17 protein-coding genes are annotated in these 20562 nt (G+C 71.5%); 10 read left to right on the forward strand and 7 right to left on the reverse strand.

The window, feature by feature from the left end; all coding sequences use genetic code 11:
- Window positions 1–25: 25 nt before the first annotated feature.
- A complete protein-coding gene (locus ACWGIH_RS36645) occupies window positions 26–1108 on the reverse strand; it encodes a DUF2637 domain-containing protein (protein ID WP_453446685.1) in 1083 nt (360 codons plus the stop codon).
- A 272-nt stretch (window positions 1109–1380) separates the two neighbouring features.
- Complete coding sequence (locus tag ACWGIH_RS36650) at window positions 1381–2232, reverse strand: (2Fe-2S)-binding protein (RefSeq protein ID WP_453446684.1); 852 nt, start codon at window positions 2230–2232, stop codon at window positions 1381–1383.
- Between the two features lie 135 nt (window positions 2233–2367).
- Between ACWGIH_RS36650 and ACWGIH_RS36655 the strand changes: the two genes are divergently transcribed.
- Window positions 2368–3165 (forward strand): GntR family transcriptional regulator, encoded by a 798-nt coding sequence (locus tag ACWGIH_RS36655; RefSeq protein ID WP_453446682.1) that lies wholly within the window; start codon window positions 2368–2370, stop codon window positions 3163–3165.
- A 144-nt stretch (window positions 3166–3309) separates the two neighbouring features.
- On the opposite strand, the gene ACWGIH_RS36660 is transcribed toward ACWGIH_RS36655, so the two are convergent.
- Window positions 3310–4071, reverse strand: a complete 762-nt coding sequence (locus ACWGIH_RS36660) for a hypothetical protein (protein ID WP_453446680.1) — start codon at window positions 4069–4071, stop codon at window positions 3310–3312.
- Between the two features lie 154 nt (window positions 4072–4225).
- Window positions 4226–5926 (reverse strand): PucR family transcriptional regulator, encoded by a 1701-nt coding sequence (locus ACWGIH_RS36665; protein WP_453446679.1) that lies wholly within the window; start codon window positions 5924–5926, stop codon window positions 4226–4228.
- Window positions 5927–6266: 340 nt separating this feature from the next.
- On the opposite strand from ACWGIH_RS36665, the gene ACWGIH_RS36670 reads away from it, so the two are divergent.
- The 6 genes from ACWGIH_RS36670 (at window position 6267) to ACWGIH_RS36695 (ending at window position 14426) form a co-directional block, all read left to right on the forward strand.
- The gene (locus ACWGIH_RS36670) at window positions 6267–7157 is read left to right on the forward strand and encodes an FAD binding domain-containing protein (RefSeq protein WP_453446678.1); all 891 of its coding nucleotides are present in this window, start codon (window positions 6267–6269) and stop codon (window positions 7155–7157) included.
- Window positions 7157–7750 carry a (2Fe-2S)-binding protein gene (locus ACWGIH_RS36675; RefSeq protein ID WP_453446676.1) on the forward strand — a complete coding sequence of 198 codons (594 nt, stop codon included), beginning with the start codon at window positions 7157–7159 and terminating at the stop codon, window positions 7748–7750. The genes ACWGIH_RS36670 and ACWGIH_RS36675 overlap by 1 nt, the downstream gene beginning before the upstream one ends.
- Before the next feature lie 2 nt (window positions 7751–7752).
- Complete coding sequence (gene pucD / locus ACWGIH_RS36680) at window positions 7753–10143, forward strand: xanthine dehydrogenase subunit D (protein WP_453446675.1); 2391 nt, start codon at window positions 7753–7755, stop codon at window positions 10141–10143.
- 286 nt (window positions 10144–10429) lie between these two features.
- The gene (locus ACWGIH_RS36685) at window positions 10430–11908 is read left to right on the forward strand and encodes an NCS2 family permease (protein ID WP_453446674.1); all 1479 of its coding nucleotides are present in this window, start codon (window positions 10430–10432) and stop codon (window positions 11906–11908) included.
- A gap of 37 nt (window positions 11909–11945) precedes the next feature.
- On the forward strand, window positions 11946–13103 hold the full coding sequence (locus ACWGIH_RS36690) for an XdhC family protein (RefSeq protein WP_453446673.1): 1158 nt from the start codon (window positions 11946–11948) through the stop codon (window positions 13101–13103).
- A gap of 108 nt (window positions 13104–13211) precedes the next feature.
- Window positions 13212–14426 (forward strand): FAD-dependent monooxygenase, encoded by a 1215-nt coding sequence (locus ACWGIH_RS36695; RefSeq protein WP_453446672.1) that lies wholly within the window; start codon window positions 13212–13214, stop codon window positions 14424–14426.
- Window positions 14427–14451: 25 nt separating this feature from the next.
- Here ACWGIH_RS36695 and ACWGIH_RS36700 read toward each other — a convergent pair whose 3' ends face one another.
- From ACWGIH_RS36700 to ACWGIH_RS36710, 3 genes are all read right to left on the reverse strand, one after another.
- The gene (locus ACWGIH_RS36700) at window positions 14452–14910 is read right to left on the reverse strand and encodes an SRPBCC family protein (RefSeq protein ID WP_453446670.1); all 459 of its coding nucleotides are present in this window, start codon (window positions 14908–14910) and stop codon (window positions 14452–14454) included.
- 62 nt (window positions 14911–14972) lie between these two features.
- On the reverse strand, window positions 14973–15716 hold the full coding sequence (locus ACWGIH_RS36705) for a polysaccharide deacetylase family protein (RefSeq protein WP_453446713.1): 744 nt from the start codon (window positions 15714–15716) through the stop codon (window positions 14973–14975).
- Window positions 15717–15854: 138 nt separating this feature from the next.
- Window positions 15855–17291: an aminopeptidase P family protein gene (locus tag ACWGIH_RS36710; protein ID WP_453446668.1), complete on the reverse strand. Its 1437-nt coding sequence runs from the start codon at window positions 17289–17291 to the stop codon at window positions 15855–15857.
- 110 nt (window positions 17292–17401) lie between these two features.
- Here ACWGIH_RS36710 and ACWGIH_RS36715 point away from each other — a divergent pair, with 110 nt between their 5' ends.
- The 3 genes from ACWGIH_RS36715 to ACWGIH_RS36725 are packed head-to-tail and all read left to right on the forward strand — an operon-like array spanning window position 17402 to window position 20558.
- Window positions 17402–18580, forward strand: a complete 1179-nt coding sequence (locus tag ACWGIH_RS36715; protein WP_453446667.1) for an NAD(P)/FAD-dependent oxidoreductase — start codon at window positions 17402–17404, stop codon at window positions 18578–18580.
- A complete protein-coding gene (locus ACWGIH_RS36720) occupies window positions 18577–18903 on the forward strand; it encodes a (2Fe-2S)-binding protein (RefSeq protein ID WP_453446666.1) in 327 nt (108 codons plus the stop codon). The genes ACWGIH_RS36715 and ACWGIH_RS36720 overlap by 4 nt, the downstream gene beginning before the upstream one ends.
- A complete protein-coding gene (locus tag ACWGIH_RS36725; RefSeq protein WP_453446664.1) occupies window positions 18900–20558 on the forward strand; it encodes an FAD-dependent oxidoreductase in 1659 nt (552 codons plus the stop codon). The genes ACWGIH_RS36720 and ACWGIH_RS36725 overlap by 4 nt, the downstream gene beginning before the upstream one ends.
- The last annotated feature ends 4 nt before the right edge of the window (window positions 20559–20562 follow it).

A 20562-nucleotide genomic window follows, 5' to 3' on the forward strand; every position in this document is an offset into this window, starting at 1 on the left:
CAACTCCCGTCCTGCGCCGCTGACATCAGCCGAACTGCTGCTCCAGATCCTTGAGTTTGCGCTCAAGGGAGTCGAGCCGCGGCAGCGCCTGGGTGTCGTCCTCGGCCGTGAGGTCGACGGTGACGGGTTCAGTGCCGTTCTTCACGGCTTGGAGAGCGGGACGGGAGCGCAGCGGCAATTGCTCCTGCTCCTGTTCCTGTTCCTGTTCCGGCGGCGCTATGGCAGGGTCCGCGCCGGCCTGCGCGGACCCGGTCGCCGGCGCGACCGCCGGCAGATCGACCTGACGCCCGCCGCCGCGGCTCGGCAGGCTGCGATGGCCCCTGCTGATCGCCTTGAGCTGCGCACGTTCCAGCTTCTCCCGGTCCCGCCTGCGGGTCCGGGTGCGCTCCTTCTCGCGCCGGTCCTCGCGGACCTCCTCGACCGCCTCGTCCAGGCTGCGTACGCCTTCGAGGAGCATCAGCGACCAGGCGCCGAAGGTCTCCCGTGGTGCGCGCAGCCACCGGACGATCCGGATCTGCGGCAACGGCCTGGGCACCAGGCCCTGTTCGCGCAGAGCCGCGCGGCGGGTCTGCTTCAGTGCGCGGTCGAAGAGCACCGCCGCCGACAGCGACATCCCGGCGAAGAACTGCGGGGCGCCCGCGTGGCCGAGGCCCCTGGGCGCGTGCACCCAGTTGAACCAGGCGGCCGCGCCCGCGAACGTCCACACCAGGAGCCGCGAGCCGAGCGCCGCGTCACCGTGGCTGGCCTCGCGCACGGCGAGCACGGAGCAGAACATCGCCGCGCCGTCGAGCCCGAACGGGACCAGGTACTCCCAGCCACCGGTGAGGTTGAGGTTCTGCCGGCCGAAGCCGACGAGGCCGTGGAAGGAGAGTGCGGCGGCGACCGCCGCACAGCAGAACAGCAGAACGTACGAGGCCGTTCCATAGATTGCTTCCTTGCGCCTGCGGCGCTCCTCGCTGCGTTCCCAGGAGTCGTCGCCGGAGGCTCCGGCGGCCGCCTTCTGCCCGGCGCGCTTGCCGCGTGCGAGTACCGCCACCGCCACCAGCATGCCCAGGAGCAGGACGCCGCCCGGAAGCAACCAGTCCAGCGATATGTCGGTCAGTCTCATCTGGGGTCCCTTGCGTCGCGGTAGGGCGTTCGGGCGCCATAGTGGCCCAATCCCGATGACCCCCAGAGGGGTTTTTGGGCAAGAAGACGCCAAGGGGGGTGCAAAGGGGTGCGGCGCGCGCCGTTTGCTCGAACTGAGGGCCCGGCGTGGGGAGTTGAGTTCGATTAAACGAACACGAAAGGGTGGTTCAAGGGGGAGGGGGAAGCGGTTTCGGCTCGGAGCGAGGCCCGCGTCAGGCGGTTGGGCGGTCAGGCGGTGAGGCGGTCGGGCCGTCAGGCGGCCGCGGCGGCGCTGAGGCGCGCGACGCGCTCCGCGTCGCAGGTGCGCGGACAGGTCACACAGGTGTCCTCGGGGCGCAGCGTGTAGAACATGCAGCAGCTCGCGCGGTCCCGCGTCGGCAGGGCCTCGCCGTTCGGCCCCCGCAGCTCACGGAACCCCGCCGTCCCCACGTACGGCTTGGTGGCGCCGGGGAGCAGTCGCTCGAGCTCCGTCGTGGCGCGCTGCTCCTCGCCGAGAAGATGGGCGATGTACCAGAGCCCCTCGACGATCTCGTCCGTGGCGACGCTCCACAGGGCGCGCGAGCGGCGCCGCATCCGGGGCCCGAAGGCGTCGAGGAGCGGTCCCAGGTGCTCGGCGACCGCGGCCCGCACCTCCGCGCGCAGGGCTTCCTCGTCCGGCACGACGTGAGCGCCCGGGAGCGAGGCGGCGGGATCGCCGGGCAGGCAGGCGAAGCCCGCGCCGCGTACGGCGAGGCGGCCGAGGGTGCGCTGGAAGGACACGTTCTCCACGGGATAGCGCGGCACACGGCGGTGCAGGAACCACGGCATCGTGATGAGGAGGGTGGCGGGCCAGGCGTAGCGGTGCAGCGCGAAGCTCGCGATGACGTCCGGGCGCCCCGCCTGTCCGTAGTCCCGCAACACCTGCGCCTCGTCCCACGCCATGAACGCCTCGAGGTCGGCCCCGCCCTCCGCGAGCCGGGCGGCGGTGACCCAGCCGTCGCCCTGTGGGGCCTGCTCGTGTTCGCCGAGCTCGGTCACGAGCAGTCCGGGGAACACCTCGGTGAGGCGGGCGTAGGCGTCCGCGAGGGCGCTCGGGGCGCGCTTCGCCAAGGCGGGTACGGACATGCGAGGACCACCGAATCACGATCGATTACAGGTAAGCCTAACCTTACCCAGAATGATCGAGGTTTCAACTGCGGGGCTGTCCGCCTATGGTGCCTCTCGTACCTTTCGGACCGAGCGGACTTTGGGGTGGACCTCGTGGAGCAGGCCAGAGCGCATGACGCGTACCGCCTCGCCGTCCGTGTGCCGGAGCAGGTGCGGGCCTCGACGGCCCGCGACACGGCCCCGGTGACGCCTCCCGCCGCCGCCCGCGGTGAGCACACGCACGGGGAATCGGCCGTACGGGTGCCGGTTCCCGCGCCTCGCAAGACGGTGCAGCGGAACTCGGTGCGCGGCCAGATCCTCGACGCCCTGCGGGACGCGCTCGTCGGGGGCGACCTTGCGCCCGGCGAGGTGTACTCGGCGCCCGTGCTCGGCGAGCGCTTCGGGGTCTCGGCGACTCCCGTGCGCGAGGCGATGCAGCAGCTGGCGATCGAGGGAGCGGTGGAGGTCGTGCCGAACCGCGGCTTCCGGGTCACCGAGCGGAGCGCGCGGGAGCTGGGGGAGCTGGCGGAGGTGCGGGCGCTGATCGAGGTGCCGGTGATGCTGCGGCTCGCCCGTACGGTGCCCGCGGCCCGCTGGTGCGAGCTGCGGCCCCTCGCCGAGGCGAGCGCGGTGGCGGCGGCCGGCGGGGACCTGGCCCGGTACGCGGAGGCGGACCGCGCCTTTCACGGGGCGGTCCTCGCCCTTTCGGGCAACCAGCAGCTGGTGCAGGTGGCGGACGATCTCCACCGCCGGTCGCAGTGGCCCCTGGTGAGCGGTCCCGTCCACGCCCGCCGCGCCGATCTCGTCGCCGACGCGGCGGAGCACATGGCTCTGCTGGAGGCGTTGGTTGCGCAGGACCTCGGGGTCGTCCAGACCTTGGTGCGGGAACACTTCGCGGGGTCCGGGGGCTGAGGTTCGGGTGGTCCCCGCGGGGCTTTCCCCAGCCCCACCCCTTCCCGAAACCATGGGGCTCCGCCCCCTGGACCCCCGTACAAGCTGTCCTCAAACGCCGGACGGGCTGAAATATCAGCCCGTCCGGCGTACCCAATCCCTACCTCAAGCTGCCGGCGCCGGTGGACTCAGCTGCTGCGCCAGCCACGCCGGAACCCCACCCATCAGCCGGAACAGCCGAGCCGCCTCGGCCCGAAGGCGCCCCGCCTCCGGCTCCGGCTCCGCATCGGCGAGAGCCGCAAGCGCCGGGGCAGTCCCCACCAGATACCCCAGCTCCTCCCGGATCCGCAGCGACTCCGCGAACCCGTGCCGCGCCTCCGCCAACTCGCCCTCCCGCAGGGCGAGTCCGGCCAGGTGACGCCATGTGAAGGACAGCAGCAACGGATCCCCGTGCGCTGTCGCCCCCGCATGCGCCCGCCGGTAGGCCGCCCGCGCCGCCTGGGGCGAGTCCGAGATGTGCTCGGCGATCAGGCCCCGGCGGAAGTCGAGCAGAGGCCGCCCCGAAGCAGTCGGGGCGAGGAGCGCCGCCGCCCGCCCCAGTGCCGTACGCGCCTCGTCGGCCCGGTCCCGCACGGCGAGCACGGTGGAGGCGTAGGCGAGCTGGCCTCGCTCGCAGGCCGCGGCCCCGCGGTCGTCGTCCGCGACGGCCAGCGCCTCGGCGGTCCGCAGTCCGTCCTCCGCCTCGGCCCAGCCCTCTCCCGTGAACAGGCACCGCTCCACCAGGAGGGAGGTTCTCTGCAGCGCGGGCCCCGGCCCCTCCCGCGAGGCGAGCAGCGCGGCCGCGTCGGTCCAACAGCCGCGCGAACGCAGCCGCCATACCGCGGTCTGGAGTGGATCGTCCCCTGCAGTCGTTCCGGAACCAGACATGGCGGTATGCGCCACGTTGCCCTCCCCGAGCACGCCATTGAGCTGTTGAGTAGTGGGCGCATCTCAGCATGGATCGGCACACCCGGCCAAGGGGCTGGGTGAAAGATTTCACAAAGGGCGGGCCATGAAAGGTGTTTGCCGCAGGTCGCCCGCGTCAGCTCATGCGCAGTGCCAGAAAGAAATCGAGCTTGTCCTCCAGGCGCGAGAGGTCACGACTCGTCAACTGCTCGATACGGCCCACCCGGTAGCGCAACGTGTTGACGTGCAGGTGCAGCCGCGCAGCGCACCGCGTCCAGGAACCGTCGCAGTCGAGGAACGCCTCCAGGGTCGGGATGAGCTCCGCCCGATGGCGCCGGTCGTAGTCCCGCAGCGGGTCGAGAAGGCGGGCCGTGAACGCCCGGCGCACGTCGTCGGGGACGAAGGGAAGCAGCAGGACGTGCGAGGCCAGCTCCTGGTGGCCGGCGGCGCAGACCCGCCCCGGACGCGCCGCCGCGACCCGGCGGGCGTGCCGGGCCTCCTCCAGGGCGCCGCGCAGCCCCTCGGCCGAGTGCACGGAGGCGCTGACGCCGAGCGTGAGGCGGCCGTCGCCGTCGAGGCCCGCCGAGAGCGGGTCGCGGACGGACTCCAGGAGGGAGTCGGCAAGGAGACCCGTCTCCGAGCCGTCGTGCTCAGTGGAGACCGCGGGCAGCGGCACGAGAGCGATCGCCTCGTCACCCGTATGGGCCACCGCGATGCGGTCGGACGGTTCGGGGCCCGCCGACAGGGGGTCCACGAGGATCTCCTCCAGGAGGGACTGGGCCACCGGGCCGCCCTCGATCTCGCCCCCGTCCCACTCCACGCGGGCCACCACGACCTGCCAGTGCGGTGCCGCGCCCAGGCCGGGCAGCAGCACCGGGGCGGCGACCCGCAGGCGCGCCGCGATCTCCGCCGGTGCCGCGCCCGTCTGGACCAGTTCGAGGACCTCCTGGGCCAGCCTGCGCCGCACGGTGCGTGCGGCGTCGCGCCGGTCACGCTCCACCGCGATCAGCTGGGTGACGCCCTGCAGCAGGTCGAGCCGCTCCTCGGGCCAGTCGCCCGCGTCCGCCTCGACCGCGAGGAGCCAGTCCGAGAGGACCGTCTCGCGTACGTCACGCAGCGCCGCCGTGCTCGCCGCGGTGGCCGCCGAACCCGAACCGCGCCCACTGCTCCGGATGGGGAACAGGGAGTACGTCGAGCCGTCCACCTGGACCCGGTGGGGGCCCCGGCGCCCCGTGCGGGCCGCCGCCAGGTGTTCGCCCGCCAGACGCGCGCAGACGGCCGCGGGCAGGGCGGGGCCCGCGGCGCTCGACCCCGCGATGGCGCGGCCCGCGGGGGACAGGACCCAGGCCCGCAGGTCCAGGTCGGAGCCCAGCAGATCGAGGACGACGTCGGGGCCGCCGCCGGTGGGACCCGAGGTCATCAGGCGGCGGTGCCGGTCGACGACCGCCGCCAGGTCGCCGGCCCGCTCACCGGAGACCTGGCGTACGACGTGCTCGGTGATCGTGGCGAAGGCGACCGACTCGTTCACCGCGAACAGCGGCAGCCGGTGCCGGGCGCAGGCTTCGACGATGTCGTCGGGGACATCGCCCAGCTCGGCCTCGCCCGCCGCGAGCGCCGCCACTCCGGCGCTCGCGAGGGTCCGTACGAAGGGTTCGGTGTCCGTGGCGTCACGGCGCCAGGCGAGACCGGTCAGGACCAGCTCGCCGCCCGCCAGGTACCGGCTGGGGTCGCGCAGGTCGGTGGTCATCACACCGCGCACGGTGCGGTCGAGCTCTTCCTCACCGCCGAGCAGCCGCAGGCCCAGCGCGTCGGTGTCAAGGAGTGCGCGCAGCCGCATGGTGGTCGCCGCCGATCTTGTCTCGAATGGGATGTACAGACAGTCCGTGTCTGTCGACTCTGTGTGGACCGGAGCCCTCGTGTCCTGGGGCGCCTCCGGTTTCCAGGGGGAAGCCGCGAGGTTACTGAGGCCCGTTCTTCATACGAATCTACAAGACGCACGCCTTGGCCAGCCAACTCCTTCATGGTTTCGGTGACTGACCCCGTGGGACGGCGGGGCGGTGTACTTGCCCCACTCCGCGTTAACAGCACATGAACGAGCAGTCGAGGGACGAATGGCACCCGTGGCCGGAACGAAGTCCCTTGAAGCGAACGACCCACGATACGAAGAAGAGAGCCTCATGGACTTCCTTCGCCCCGCCAGCTGGGAGGAGGCGCTCGCCGCCAAGGCCGAGCACCCGACAGCTGTGCCGATTGCGGGTGGCACCGACGTGATGGTCGAGATCAACTTCGACCACCGCCGTCCCGAGTACCTGCTTGACCTCAACCGCATCGCCGAGCTGCGCGAGTGGGCGGTGGGCGAGGAGACGGTCCAACTGGGCGCCTCGGTTCCGTACACCCAGATCATGGAGGAGCTGCGCACGGAGCTCCCCGGCCTGGCGCTCGCCTCGCACACGGTCGCCTCCCCGCAGATCCGCAACCGCGGCGGCGTCGGCGGCAACCTCGGCACGGCCTCCCCGGCCGGCGACGCCCACCCGGCGCTGCTCGCCGCCGACTGCGAGGTCGAGGTGGAGTCCGTACGCGGCTCGCGCCTCATCCCGATCGACGATTTCTATACTGGTGTCAAGCGCAACGCACTCGCCGCCGACGAGCTGATCAAGTCCGTCCACATCAAGAAGGCGGACGGCCCGCAGCAGTACTCGAAGGTCGGCACCCGCAACGCGATGGTCATCGCCGTGTGCGCCTTCGGCATCGCCCTGCACCCCGAGACCCGGACCGTACGGACCGGCATCGGCTCCGCCGCCCCGACCCCCATTCGGGCCAAGGCGGCCGAGGAATTCCTGAACGCGGCGCTCGAAGAGGGCGGCTTCTGGGACAGCAAGAAGATCATCACCCCCTCGATCGCCAAGCAGTTCGCGGAGCTCGCCTCCGGTGCCGCCAACCCGATCGACGACGTCCGCGGCACGGCGAACTACCGCCGTCACGCCGTCGGCATCATGGCCCGCCGCACGCTCGGCTGGACCTGGGAGTCGTACCGCGGCAACGGCCGCAGCACTGAGGGAGTCGCATAATGCGCGTGAACTTCACGGTCAACGGCCGTCAGCAGGAAGCCGACGACGTCTGGGAGGGCGAGTCCCTCCTCTACGTCCTGCGTGAGCGCATGGGGCTCCCCGGTTCGAAGAACGCCTGTGAGCAGGGCGAGTGCGGATCCTGCACCGTCCGTCTCGACGGCGTGCCGGTGTGCTCGTGCCTGGTCGCCGCCGGCCAGGTCCAGGACCGGGAGGTCGTCACCGTCGAGGGCCTGGCGGACTACGCCAAGCACCGTGAGGACTCCCACCCGGGCGGTGCCTGCGGCTCCGTCTGCGGCGGCACCAGCCTCCAGGAAGCCCGCCAGTGGCAGGCGAAGGGCACCGACGGCCAGACCGGCGAGGGCGGCGAACTCTCCCCGATCCAGCAGGCGTTCATCGACGCCGGCGCCGTCCAGTGCGGTTTCTGCACCCCCGGTCTCCTCGTCGCGGCCGACGAGCTCCTCGAGCGCAACGCCTCGCCGTCGGACGCCGACATCCGTGAGGCGCTCTCCGGCAACCTCTGCCGCTGCACCGGTTACGAGAAGATCCTCGACGCGGTACGCCTGGCGGCCGCCCGTCAGGAAGAGACGGTCTGATCATGGCTGGAACCAAGACCACCACGGGCGCGCCCACCGAAGTCACCCAGAAGCACAACAAGGGCGGCATCGGAGAGTCCACGCTCCGCCCGGACGGCACCCTCAAGGTCACCGGCGAGTTCGCCTACTCCTCGGACATGTGGCACGAGGACATGCTCTGGGGCCAGACGCTGCGCAGCACCGTCGCGCACGCCGAGATCGTCTCGATCGACACCGTCGAGGCGCTCAAGACGCCCGGCGTCTACGCCGTCCTCACGTACGACGACCTGCCGGCCGAAATGAAGAACTACGGCCTGGAGATCCAGGACACCCCGGTCCTCGCCCACGGCAAGGTCCGTCACCACGGTGAGCCGGTCGCCCTCGTGGCCGCCGACCACCCGGAGACCGCACGGCGTGCCGCCGCGAAGATCGTCGTCGAGTACAAGGAACTGCCCGTCATCACCGACGAGGCGTCGGCGACCGCTCCGGACGCCGTCCTCGTCCACGAGGGCCGCACCGACGAGTACATCGAGCACGTCCCGCACCCGAACATCGTGCACAACCAGCCGATCATCCGGGGCAACGCCGAAGAGGCCGCCAAGAAGGCCGACTTCGTCGTCAAGGGCGAGTACACCTTCGGCATGCAGGACCAGGCCTTCCTCGGCCCGGAGTCCGGCCTCGCCGTACCGGCCGAGGACGGCGGCGTCGATCTGTACGTCGCCACCCAGTGGCTGCACTCGGACCTCGAACAGATCGCCCCCGTCCTCGGCCTGCCCGAGGAGAAGGTGCGCATGACGCTCTCCGGCGTCGGCGGCGCGTTCGGCGGTCGCGAGGACATCTCGATGCAGATCCACGCCTGCCTCCTGGCGCTGCGCACCGGCAAGCCGGTCAAGATCGTCTACAACCGCTTCGAGTCCTTCTTCGGGCACGTGCACCGCCACCCGGCGAAGCTCTACTACGAGCACGGCGCCACCAAGGACGGCAAGCTCACGCACATGAAGTGCAAGATCGTCCTGGACGGCGGCGCCTACGCGTCGGCCTCCCCGGCGGTCGTGGGCAACGCCTCGTCCCTGTCGGTCGGTCCGTACGTGATCGAGGACGTCGACATCGAGGCGATCGCCCTCTACTCCAACAACCCGCCGTGCGGCGCGATGCGCGGCTTCGGCGCCGTCCAGGCCTGCTTCGCCTACGAGGCCCAGATGGACAAGCTCGCCGACAAGGTGGGCATGGACCGGGTCGAGTTCCGCCAGCTCAACGCCATGTCGCAGGGCACGCTCCTGCCGACCGGACAGCCGGTCGACTCGCCGGCCCCGGTCGCCGAGATCCTGCGCCGCGTCAAGGCCCGCCCGCTGCCGCCCGAGCGCCAGTGGGAGTCCAGCGAGGGCGCCGACGTCCGCGCGCTGCCCGGCGGTCTCTCCAACACCACGCACGGCGAAGGCGTCGTCCGCGGTGTCGGCTACGCGGTCGGCATCAAGAACGTCGGCTTCTCCGAGGGCTTCGACGACTACTCCACCGCCAAGGTGCGCATGGAGGTCATCAACGGTGAGCCGGTCGCGACCGTGCACACCGCGATGGCGGAGGTCGGCCAGGGCGGCATCACCGTCCACGCGCAGATCGCCCGCACCGAGCTCGGCGTCCAGCAGGTCACCATCAACCCCGCCGACACCCAGGTGGGCTCCGCCGGTTCGACGTCCGCGTCCCGTCAGACGTACGTCACCGGTGGCGCCGTCAAGAACTCCTGCGAGCTCGTCCGCGAGAAGGTCCTGGAGATCGGCCGCCGCAAGTTCGGCTCGTACCACCCGGCGTGGGCCACCGCCGAACTCCTCCTGGAGGGCGGCAAGGTCGTCACCGACGGCGGCGAGGCCCTCGCGGACCTGGCCGAGCTGCTCGAAGGCGAGACCGTGGAGGTCGAGGCCGAGTGGCGGCACCGTCCGACCGTGGCCTTCGACAAGAAGACCGGTCAGGGCAACGGCCACGTCCAGTACTCGTTCGCCGCGCACCGCGCGGTCGTCGAGGTGGACACCGAGCTCGGTCTGGTCAAGGTCATCGAGCTCGCCACCGCCCAGGACGTCGGCAAGGCGCTCAACCCGCTCTCCGTGGTCGGCCAGATCCAGGGTGGTACCACCCAGGGCCTGGGCGTCGCGGTGATGGAGGAGATCATCGTCGACCCGAAGACCGCGAAGGTGCGCAACCCCTCCTTCACGGACTACCTCATCCCGACCATCCTCGACACGCCGACCATCCCGGTCGACGTCCTCGAACTGGCCGACCCGAATGCGCCCTACGGCCTTCGCGGCATGGGCGAGGCCCCGACCCTCTCCTCGACTCCGGCCGTCCTCGCGGCGATCCGGAACGCGACGGGTCTGGAGCTGAACAGGACGCCGGTACGACCCGAACACCTCACCGGCACCTGATCCCACGATCTCTCCGGGCGGCGCGTGCCTCCCATGGAACGTCACACTTCCCGTCGCCCGCGCCGCCCGGAGAACACCAGTACCGCTACCGCACCGCTCGCGGTCAGCGCAGTACCCGAGCAGCACCCACGCACCACCCACGCTCTTCGGAGCCCCAGTTCGTCTCGGGCCGTCCCCCGGGTCGTGCGCCCAACGCACCATCCCAAATCCCGCAGTCTCCACAGGCCCAACCCTCTTGTGAACCGCCTGTTGCGGGTGCCCCTTTGAACCTTGGGAGTTAGGCACCATGACCCAGCAGTCAACGGAGCCGAAGACCAGCGCGGAGGACGCGGGCAACGGCTCACGCGTCCCCGCCGGCAGGTCTTGGCTGGACCGGTATTTCCACATAACGCACAGAGGGTCGACCGTCGGCCGGGAGGTGCGTGGCGGCATCACCACCTTCATGGCGATGGCCTACATCATCCTCCTGAACCCGGTGATCCTCTCGGTGCCCGACGCCACGGGACACCGCCTCGACGGTGATCAGCTGACCACCGCCACCGTCTTCGCGGCGGCCGCCACCACCATCGTCATGGGCATCCTCGGCAATGTGCCGCTGGCCCTCGCCGCGGGGCTCAGTGTCTCCGCCGTCATGGCCTTCCAGGTCGCCCCGGAGATGACCTGGGGCAACGCGATGGCGATGTGCATCATCTACGGCGCCATCATCATCCTGCTGGTCCTCACCGGCCTGCGGACCCTGATCATGGACGCGATCCCCCTGGCGCTGAAGCACGCCATCACCATGGGCATCGGCATGTTCGTCACGCTGATCGGCCTGGTCCAGGCGGGCTTCGTCACCTCCATGCCGTCCAAGCACGGCGACATGTACTCGAAGCCGATCCAGCTGGGCGTCGACGACAAGCTCATGGGCTGGCCCGTCCTCTGCTTCGCCGTCACCGTCCTGCTGATCTTCCTGCTGCAGGTCCGCAAGGTCCCGGGCGCGATCCTCATCGGCATCGTCGGTGGCACCGTGTTCGCCGCGATCGTCCACCAGGTCGCGGGCATGGGCCAGCAGGACTGGGGTCTCAACGCCCCGGAGCTGAGCGGCTCCGTCGTCTCCTCGCCCGACTTCGGTCTCTTCGGCGAGGTGTCCTTCAGCGGCATCGGCGACATCGGCGCCATCACCGTGGGCGTCATCGTCTTCACCCTGGTCCTCGCCGGCTTCTTCGACGCCATGGGCACCATCATCGGCATCGGCCAGCAGGCCAACCTCGCCGACAAGGACGGCAAGATGCCGGGTCTGAACAAGGCCCTGGCGATCGACGGTGCCGGTGGTGTCGTCGGCGGTGTCGCCGGTGCCTCCGGCCAGACGGTCTTCGTCGAGTCCACCGCGGGCGTCGGCGACGGCGCGCGCACCGGCTTCGCGAGCGTGGTCACCGGCCTCGCCTTCGCGCTGTGCCTCTTCTTCACCCCGCTCGCCCAGCTCATCCCGACCCAGGTCGCGTCGGCCGCCCTCGTCGTCATCGGCGCGATGATGCTGAGCAACGCCCGGCACATCGACTGGTCCGACCAGGCCACCGCCATCCCGGTGTTCCTGACCACGGTCCTGATGCCGTTCACGTACTCCATCACGGTGGGTATCGCGGCCGGTGTCATCGCCCACGTCCTGATCAAGGCCGCGCAGGGCAGGGCACGGGAGATCGGCTGGCTCATGTGGGTGCTCGCGCTCGTGTTCCTGGCCTTCTTCGCGCTCCACCCGATCGAGAACTGGATGGGCGTCAAGTAGCCCCTCCCGCCCCGCACACACCCGTTAGGAGACGGACATGCTGGACATCGCCGAAGAGCTGAACCGGTGGGTCGAGCAGGGACGCGACTTCGCCGTCGCCACCGTGGTGGCGGTCGGCGGCAGCGCGCCCCGGCAGCCCGGTGCGGCCCTGGCCGTCGACTCCGACGGCACGGCCATCGGCTCCGTCTCCGGCGGGTGTGTGGAAGGCGCCGTCTACGCCCTGTGCCAGCAGGCCATCGAGGACGGCGAAAGCGTCCTCGAACGGTTCGGATACAGCGATGAGGACGCCTTCGCCGTGGGCCTGACCTGCGGCGGCATCATCGACATCCTCGTCACCCCGGTCCGCGCGGACTCCTCCGCGCGGCCGGTCGTCGCGGCCGCGCTCGCGGCCGCCGCGTCGGGCGAGGCCGCGGCCGTCGCCCGCATCACTTCCGGCCCGGCGGAACTCGTGGGCCGCGCTCTTCTCGTACGGTCGGACGCCGATGCCCCTCATGAGGGCGGGCTCGGCGGACATCCCGAGCTGGACCGCACCGCCGCCGGCGAGGCCCGCGCCATGCTGGACGCGGGGCGCACGGGCACGGTGGAGATCGGCGAGGACGGCTCGCGCTGCGGGCAGCCGCTCACCCTCCTCGTCGAGTCGAGCGTCCCGCCGCCCCGCATGATCGTGTTCGGCGCGATCGACTTCGCGTCCGCACTCGTCAAGGTCGGGAAATTTCTCGGCTACCGCGTGACCGTCTGCGACGCGCGGCCCGTGTTCGCCACGGCGGCGCGGTTCCCGGACGCGGACGAGATCGTCGTCGAGTGGCCGCACGAGTACCTGAAGCGCACCGAAACCGACGCCCGCACCGTCCTGTGCGTGCTGACGCACGACGCCAAGTTCGACGTGCCGCTGCTCGAACTGGCCCTGCGCCTTCCGGTCGCCTACGTGGGCGCGATGGGATCGCGCCGCACACACGAGGACCGCAACGAGCGGCTGCGCGAAGTCGGCGTGAGCGAACTGGAACTGGCCAGGCTGCGCTCGCCCATCGGCCTCGACCTCGGCGCGCGCACCCCGGAGGAGACGGCCCTGTCCATCGCCGCGGAGATCGTCGCGAACCGGCGGGGCGGCAGCGGCGTCTCGCTGACGGGCGCGCACACGCCGATCCATCACGACGGCTCGCGGCGCCCCGCCGGGCGTATCGGGTCCGTGGCCTGACGCCTCGGACCACGGTCCCGGAACCGCGCCCCATATCCAGGGGTTCATGACGCCCGCCTGCTACGTTGCGTCACATAAAGGCCATTATGTGACACAACGGGAGCGTTTGTGAAAGTCGCCTGCGTCGGCGGCGGGCCCGCCGCCCTGTACCTCTCGATCCTGCTCAAGCGGCAGGACCCGTCCCACGACATCACCGTCCACGAGCGCAACCCGGCGGGATCGACCTACGGCTGGGGGGTCACCTACTGGGGCGGCCTGCTCGACAAGCTCCGCACCGGCGACCCCGAGTCCGCGCGCGCCATCAGCGAGCACTCGGTCCGCTGGAGCGACGGCGTCGCCCACGTCGGTGACCGTACGACGGTCCACCACGGCGACCAGGGCCACGGCATCGGGCGCCACCGGCTCCTCGACATCCTGACGAGCCGGGCCCGGTCCCTCGGCGTACGCGTCGAGTTCGAGCGGGAGATCACCGACGCGGCCCAGCTGCCCGACGCCGATCTGGTCGTCGCGGGCGACGGCGTCCGGAGCGCCCTGCGCGAGCGCCACGCGGACCACTTCGGCGCCGAGGTCACGCTCGGCCGCAACAAGTACATCTGGCTCGGCACCACCAAGGTCTTCGACTCCTTCACCTTCGCCTTCGTGGAGACCGCGCACGGCTGGATCTGGTGCTACGGCTACCGCTTCAGCGACGAGCAGAGCACCTGCGTCATCGAGTGCTCCCCGGAGACCTGGACGGGCCTGCGCCTGCACGAGGCGAGCGAGGCCGAGGGGCTCGCCCTCCTGGAGCGGCTCTTCGCCGGGCCCCTGGACGGGCACCGTCTGATCGGCCGCGCGCAGGCGGACGGCAGCGCGCAGTGGCTCAACTTCCGGACGCTGACCAACCGGACGTGGCACCGCGGCAACGTGGTCCTGCTCGGCGATGCCGCGCACACCACGCACTACTCGATCGGTGCGGGCACGACGCTCGCCCTGGAGGACGCGATCGCCCTGGTGGACGCCCTGCGGGGAAGCACCGACCTCACCACGGCGCTCGCGCGCTACGAACGCGAGCGCCGCTCCGCCCTTCTCTCCGTCCAGAGCGCGGCCCGCTACAGCGCCCAGTGGTACGAGAACCTGCCGCGCTACATCGGCCTGGACCCGGCCCAGATGTTCGCGCTCCTCGGCCAGCGCCACTCACCGCTGCTGCCCCACATCCCACCGCAGCTGTACTACCGGATCGACCGCGCCGCCGAGCAGTTGGAGCCCCTGCGCCGGATGAAGCGGTGGCTGGGCCCGAGGGTGGCGCGGACGCTGCACGGACGGGTCCGGGACTCGCGGGGCTGAACCGGGCTCCCGGCCCCCGCGCCTGCTACGTGAACGGGCGGGGCGGGGGAGCGGAGAGCAGCCCGTCCACCGCGCGGCCGAACATCCGTCGTCCGGCGGCCGCGAGCACCTTGTCTAAGGCCGTCGGCAGCCACCGCACGCGCAGTTCCTCCCGCCAGAGGACCGTCGAACCGGTCGTGCCGGCCCGGGGGGACACCTCGATCTCCGCCCACCCCGTCACGAACGACCCCCGCTTCTCCAGCCGGCACATGCCGCCACCCGCCTCGGCCGGACGCCACGTCACCACCTCCATCACGTCGTCGAAGCCGAGGGGACCGAGCCCGCTGCGGGCGACGAAGACCGTCCCCTCCCCGTGGGGCGGCGGTGTCCGCACGGTGACCCGCGTCAGCGGGACCACGTCGGCATGCCGCTCCCAGGTGGTGAGCCGGCGCCAGACGTCGTCGGCGGGCAGGGATGATTCCCGGTCGATACGGAAGAGAGCCACACGGCGATCCTGCCAGGCCCCGGCGCGAAACCCGCCTTCCGCGGGGCCCTCGGGGGCGCGTCCTACGGGCGGTAGACCTTGCCCGGCTCGGCCTTCCCCGGCGCGAGCAGTTGCGGAACCGTCACGAAGACGTAGCCGCGCTTCTTCAACTCGTCGATGATGCCCGGCACCGCGGGCACCGTCCCCTTGTAGATGTCGTGCAGCAGGATGATGCCGTCCCGCTCGGTCTGGTCGATGACGCGCTTCTTGATCAGTGCGGAGTCGTTGGTCGTGTAGTCCTTGGCGGTCACGCTCCACAGGATCTCCGCGAGCCCCTCCTCGCGCGAGATCTTGTTGACGTCCGGGTTGGTGCGGCCCTGCGGCGGGCGCATCAGCGTCGGCTTGCGGCCGATCAGCTTCTCTATCGCCTCGTCGGTCCTGCGCAGTTCCTCGTGTGCCTCGTCCGGCGTGATGTCGGTGAGGATCTTGTGCGACCAGGTGTGGCTCGCCACCTCGTGCCCTTCGGCGTCCATGCGCTTCACGAGCTCGGGGTGCTCGGCTATGTGGTTCTTGCCGAGCAGGAAGAAGGTGGCGGGCACCTTCTCGTCCTTGAGGATGTCGAGCAGCCGCGCCGAGTTCTCGCTCGGCCCCGCGTCGAACGTCAGGGCCACGCACTTGGCGCTGCGGCAGTCGACCGTCCCGACCTTCGCCCGGCCCTTCACGCTCACCGATGCCCCGTCCTGACGCACCGAGCTTGGGGAGGTGGTGTCCACCTTGGTGCAGCCCGTCAGGGCGACGGCCATGACCGCGGCGGTCATGGCCGTCATGGAAGCGGCTCGACGGAACCCCGGGGCCCATCTCTTCATCTTGCTTTTCGCAGCGGACATGCGAGCACTATACATAGCGTGTATATACGGAGTGTATAGAGGGGTCCCGGGGAGCCCGCGCGCCAAGCCGTATCCGCTCTAGCGGCCGCCCACCAGGCCTTCCATCCATGCCTCGACCGCGGCGGAGTCCCGCGGCAGACCGGCCGACAGGTTCTCGTTGCCGTCGGCCGTGACGAGGATGTCGTCCTCGATGCGGACCCCGATGCCCCGGTACTCCTCGGGCACGGTGAGGTCGTCCGGCTGGAAGTACAGGCCCGGTTCGACGGTGAGCACCATGCCCTCTTCCAGTACGCCGCCGACGTACTCCTCGGTGCGGGCCCGGGCGCAGTCATGGACGTCGAGGCCGAGCATGTGGCCCGTGCCCGCCATGGTGAAGCGGCGCTGCAGCGCGAGCTCGAAGACCCGCTCCGGGTCGCCGTCGAGAAGGCCCCACTCGACGAGCTTGTGCGCGAGGTGCCGCTGCGCCGCGTCATGGAAGTCGCGGTAGGCGGCCCCCGGCTTCACGGCGGCGATGCCCGCTTCCTGCGCCTCGAACACGGCGTCGTAGATCGTGCGCTGGAGCGGGGTGAAGGTCCCGTCGATCGGGAGTGTGCGGGTGACGTCGGCGGTGTAGAGGGTGTGGGTCTCCACTCCGGCGTCCAGGAGCAGGAGTTCGCCGGGGCGCACCGGACCGTCGTTGTCCTGCCAGTGCATGATCGTGGCGTGCTCGCCCGCCGCGCAGATCGAGCCGTACCCGATGTGGTTGCCCTCCAGGCGGGCGCGGCGGAAGAAGGTCCCCTCGATCCAGCGCTCCGATGTGGCGACGGCGGTCGCCAACTCCCGTACGACATCGGTGAATCCGCGGACCGTCGAGTCCACCGCCTTGCGCAGCTCGCCGATCTCCCAGTCGTCCTTGACCAGGCGCAGGCCGGAAAGCGCCTCCTCCAGCCCGGCGTCGCGTTCCTCGTCGGTCGTCACGGCCGCCTCGAGGTCGGGGTCGTGGCCGCGCACGATGCGGGTGGGCACGGAGGGTGCGGCGGCGAGCTCGGCCGGGGCGTCGCGGACGTCGTGGCAGGGCAGGCCGAGGAGCAGTTCGGACTCGGCGAGGCTGCGCCTGCGGCCCATCCACAGCTCGGCCGTCATGCCGGTCCAGAACTCGTCGCTGTCCCGGCCGTCGCGGGGGAGTTGGTAGAGGTGCGCGTCGTGGCCCTCGCCCCCGGCGCGGGGTTCGAGGACCAGGGCGCAGTCCCTCGCCTGGTCGCCGGTCATGTGGACGTAGGCGGAGTAGGGGCGGAAGGGGTAATGGTCGTCGTTCGACCGCACCTTGAGCCTTCCCGAGGGGATCACCAGGCGCTCGCCGGGGAACAGCGCGGACAGGGCGGCGCGGCGGCGTGCCGCGTGCGGGTTCTGCTCGGCAGGGCGCAGGTCACGCTGCTCGGTGTCGGCCCAGCCCGTCCGCATCAGGGCGGACAGCTCCTCGGAGATCTCGGGATACAGAGCGTTCTTGCGTACGGCGGACACCTTCGGCTTGGCCATGGGGTTCACCTTTTCCTCCCCGTTCCGGGGCTCGTGGTGGAGTGCTCTGGCGCGGTTCCACCAGCGTAGAGACCCTTGGCCCGGAAGGGAACATGTGACATAGTACTGGCGTGACAAAGCGGATGACCTGCGATGTTGTGGTGGTCGGTGCCGGAATGGTGGGCGCCGCCTGCGCCTTGTACGCGGCGCGCGCCGGACTCTCCGTCGTCCTGGTGGACCGCGGCCCGGTGGCCGGCGGCACGACCGGATCCGGCGAGGGCAACATCCTCGTCTCCGACAAGGAACCCGGCCCCGAGCTCGAACTGGCCCTGCTGTCCGGCCGCTTGTGGGCGGAACTCGCCGCGGAGCCGGACGTCGGCGCGCGCATCGAGCTCGAGGCCAAGGGTGGCGTGGTCGTCGCATCTTCCGGCCAAGGCCGCGCGGCACTGGGGGAGTTCGCGGCGAAGCAGCGAGAGGCCGGGGTCGAAGCGCGAACGCTGGCGCCCGATGAGCTGTACGACCTGGAACCCCACCTCGCTCCCGGGACGGCGGGCGGCGTCCACTACCCGCAGGACGCCCAGGTGATGCCGTCGCTGGCCGCGGCCCAACTGGTGCGCATGGCCAGGGGATCGGGCGCCGAGCTCCGCACGGGGTGGGCGGTCACCGCCGTGCTGCGGACGGCGCGCGGTGAGGTGTGCGGGGTCCGCACCGACCGGGGCGAGATCCACGCCCCGTACGTCGTGAACGCGGCGGGCACCTGGGGTGGCGAGCTTGCCGCCCTCGCCGGAGTCACCCTGCCCGTGCTGCCGCGGCGCGGTTTCGTCCTGGTCACCGAGCCACTGCCGCGCATGGTCCGGCACAAGGTGTACGCCGCCGACTATGTGGCGGACGTGGCCAGCGGGTCCGCCGTGCTGCAGACGTCACCGGTCGTCGAGGGCACGGCGGCGGGGCCGGTCCTGATCGGCGCGAGCCGTGAGCGGGTGGGCTTCGACCGGAGCTTCTCGCTGCCGGTCATGCGGGCCCTGGCGGCGGGGGCGACGCGGCTCTTCCCGTTCCTCGCCGACGTCCGGGCCATGCGCGCGTACGTCGGCTTCCGCCCCTATATGCCGGACCACCTCCCCGCCATCGGGCCCGACGCCCGGGTGCCGGGACTGATCCACGCCTGCGGTCACGAGGGCGCGGGGATCGGACTCGCCGCGGGTACGGGCCACTTGATCGCCCAGGTGCTCCGGGAAGCGACCCCGGACCTGGACCTCACCCCTTTCCTCCCCGACCGTTTCGCCGGAAGACCGCCCAAGGAGGCGCAGTGACCGAACGCACCCCCCTGGCCCTGACCCACGCCACGCCGGGCCCGCCCCACACGGTCACGTTCGACGGCCGCGAGCTCCCGGCCCTGCCGGGCCAGACGGTGGCCGCCGTGCTCTGGTCGGCAGGCATCACGGCATGGCGCACCACGCGACGGAGCGGTGAACCCAGGGGCGTCTTCTGCGGAATCGGGGTCTGCTTCGACTGTCTGGTAGTGGTCAACGGGCGGGCGAACCAACGCGCTTGCCTGGTACCTGCCACGCCGGGCGACGACATCCGGACGCAGGACGGCACCGGTCACGACGGGGAGACGGGGTGCGGGCGATGAGTACTTCGCGCACGCTCGCCGTGATCGGTGCGGGACCCGCGGGTCTCGCGGCGGCGCTCGCCGCGGCTCGGCGGGGCGTCCGGGTGACGCTGGTCGACTCGGCCGGGCAGGCGGGCGGGCAGTTCTACCGGCAACCCGACGCAGCGCTCGGCGCGCGTCGGCCGCAGGCCTTGCATCACCAGTGGCGTACGTGGGAACGGCTGCGGGACGGGCTCGCGGAACACATCGCGGCGGGCCGCGTCACGCACTTGACAGGCCATCATGTCTGGTTCGTGGAGGGCGGCTTCACGGGCGCGTCGGCCGTGCGGTGGACGACACCCGGACCCGGCGAACGGTCCGGAGAGGCATCCGACGCACCGGCATCCGACGCACCGGCGCCCGCCGTGCCATGTGGTGGTGCGGGGCATGGGGGCGATGCGGTGGTCGGCATGGCAACAGATGCGCGGTCGTCGGTGGCCGGGTCCGGCAGGGGCTCCGAGGTGGCAGCTCGCGCCGAGGCCGCGTCCACCGCTGTCGGCCCCGCCCGCCCCGCCGGGCGAGGTTTCACCGTGCACGCACTGCTCGGCCCCGCGCAGGAAGAGTCCGTGGCTGTGCACGCCGACGCCGTGCTTCTCGCGACCGGGGGGTACGAGAAGGTCCTGCCGTTCCCCGGCTGGACCCTGCCCGGCGTGATCACCGCCGGTGGCGCGCAGGCCATGCTCAAGGGAGGGCTCGTCCTTCCGGGGCGTACCGTCGTCGTGGCTGGAACCGGGCCGCTGCTCATGCCCGTCGCCGTCGGCCTGGCGGCAGCCGGTGCCGAGGTGGCCGCCCTGGTCGAGTCCGCGGGACCCAGGGCCTTCGCGCGGCACGCGGCCACCCTTGCCGCCCATCCGGACAAGCTGGCCGAGGGCACTCAGTACGCCGCCCAACTCCTGCGCCACCGCGTCCCGTTGACCACCGGCTACACCGTCGTCGAAGCGCACGGCACGAACGTGCTGGAGGCGGTGACCGTCGCCGCGCTCGACGCGACGGGGCGGGTCAGGCCCGGCACCGAGCGGCGCATCGCCTGCGACACCCTCGCCGTCGGCCACGGCATGGTGCCGCACACCGATCTCGCCGAGGGCCTCGGCTGCCGTATCAACGGCGTGGACGTCGCCGTCGACGCCGAGCAGCGCACCGACGTCCCCGGCGTCTGGGCAGCCGGCGAGGCCACCGGCATCGGCGGCGCGGCACTCTCCCTCGCCGAGGGACACATCGCAGGACGCTCGGCCGCCGCCCGGCTCCGGGGGAGCGTGCCCGACCCGCGCGCATGGGCCGCGGCGGACACGGCGCGTACGAAGGCGCGCAAGTTCGCCGCCGCGATCAACGCCGTGTACGAGCCGCCCGCGCACTGGGCGGAGCAACTCCGCGACGACACCCTCGTCTGCCGCTGCGAGGAGGTTCCCGCCTCGGCGGTCCGCGAGGCCGTCGAGGAACTAGGGGCCACGGACGTGCGGACCGTGAAACTCCTGACCCGGGCCGGCATGGGCTGGTGCCAGGGCCGCATGTGCTCGGCGGCCGTCGCCGGGCTCGCGGGCTGCGAGGAGCGGTCCGCGCGGCGGCCGTTCGCCCGGCCCGTCCCGCTCGGCGTACTCGCACGGGCCGCCGACGGCCGGCTGGACCCCGACCCCTCCTAGCCGC

Source organism: Streptomyces sp. NPDC054872, from assembly GCF_053610705.1.

What these genes read in the sequence shown, in the direction of transcription:
- ACWGIH_RS36645 (WP_453446685.1), bottom strand. Translation starts at nt 1,108, where the DNA reads ATGAGACTGACCGACATATCGCTGGACTGGTTGCTTCCGGGCGGCGTC.
- ACWGIH_RS36650 (WP_453446684.1), bottom strand. Translation starts at nt 2,232, where the DNA reads ATGTCCGTACCCGCCTTGGCGAAGCGCGCCCCGAGCGCCCTCGCGGAC.
- ACWGIH_RS36660 (WP_453446680.1), bottom strand. Translation starts at nt 4,071, where the DNA reads ATGTCTGGTTCCGGAACGACTGCAGGGGACGATCCACTCCAGACCGCG.
- ACWGIH_RS36665 (WP_453446679.1), bottom strand. Translation starts at nt 5,926, where the DNA reads ATGCGGCTGCGCGCACTCCTTGACACCGACGCGCTGGGCCTGCGGCTG.
- ACWGIH_RS36670 (WP_453446678.1), top strand. Translation starts at nt 6,267, where the DNA reads ATGGACTTCCTTCGCCCCGCCAGCTGGGAGGAGGCGCTCGCCGCCAAG.
- ACWGIH_RS36675 (WP_453446676.1), top strand. Translation starts at nt 7,157, where the DNA reads ATGCGCGTGAACTTCACGGTCAACGGCCGTCAGCAGGAAGCCGACGAC.
- pucD (WP_453446675.1), top strand. Translation starts at nt 7,753, where the DNA reads ATGGCTGGAACCAAGACCACCACGGGCGCGCCCACCGAAGTCACCCAG.
- ACWGIH_RS36685 (WP_453446674.1), top strand. Translation starts at nt 10,430, where the DNA reads ATGACCCAGCAGTCAACGGAGCCGAAGACCAGCGCGGAGGACGCGGGC.
- ACWGIH_RS36690 (WP_453446673.1), top strand. Translation starts at nt 11,946, where the DNA reads ATGCTGGACATCGCCGAAGAGCTGAACCGGTGGGTCGAGCAGGGACGC.
- ACWGIH_RS36705 (WP_453446713.1), bottom strand. Translation starts at nt 15,716, where the DNA reads ATGACGGCCATGACCGCCGCGGTCATGGCCGTCGCCCTGACGGGCTGC.
- ACWGIH_RS36710 (WP_453446668.1), bottom strand. Translation starts at nt 17,291, where the DNA reads ATGGCCAAGCCGAAGGTGTCCGCCGTACGCAAGAACGCTCTGTATCCC.
- ACWGIH_RS36725 (WP_453446664.1), top strand. Translation starts at nt 18,900, where the DNA reads ATGAGTACTTCGCGCACGCTCGCCGTGATCGGTGCGGGACCCGCGGGT.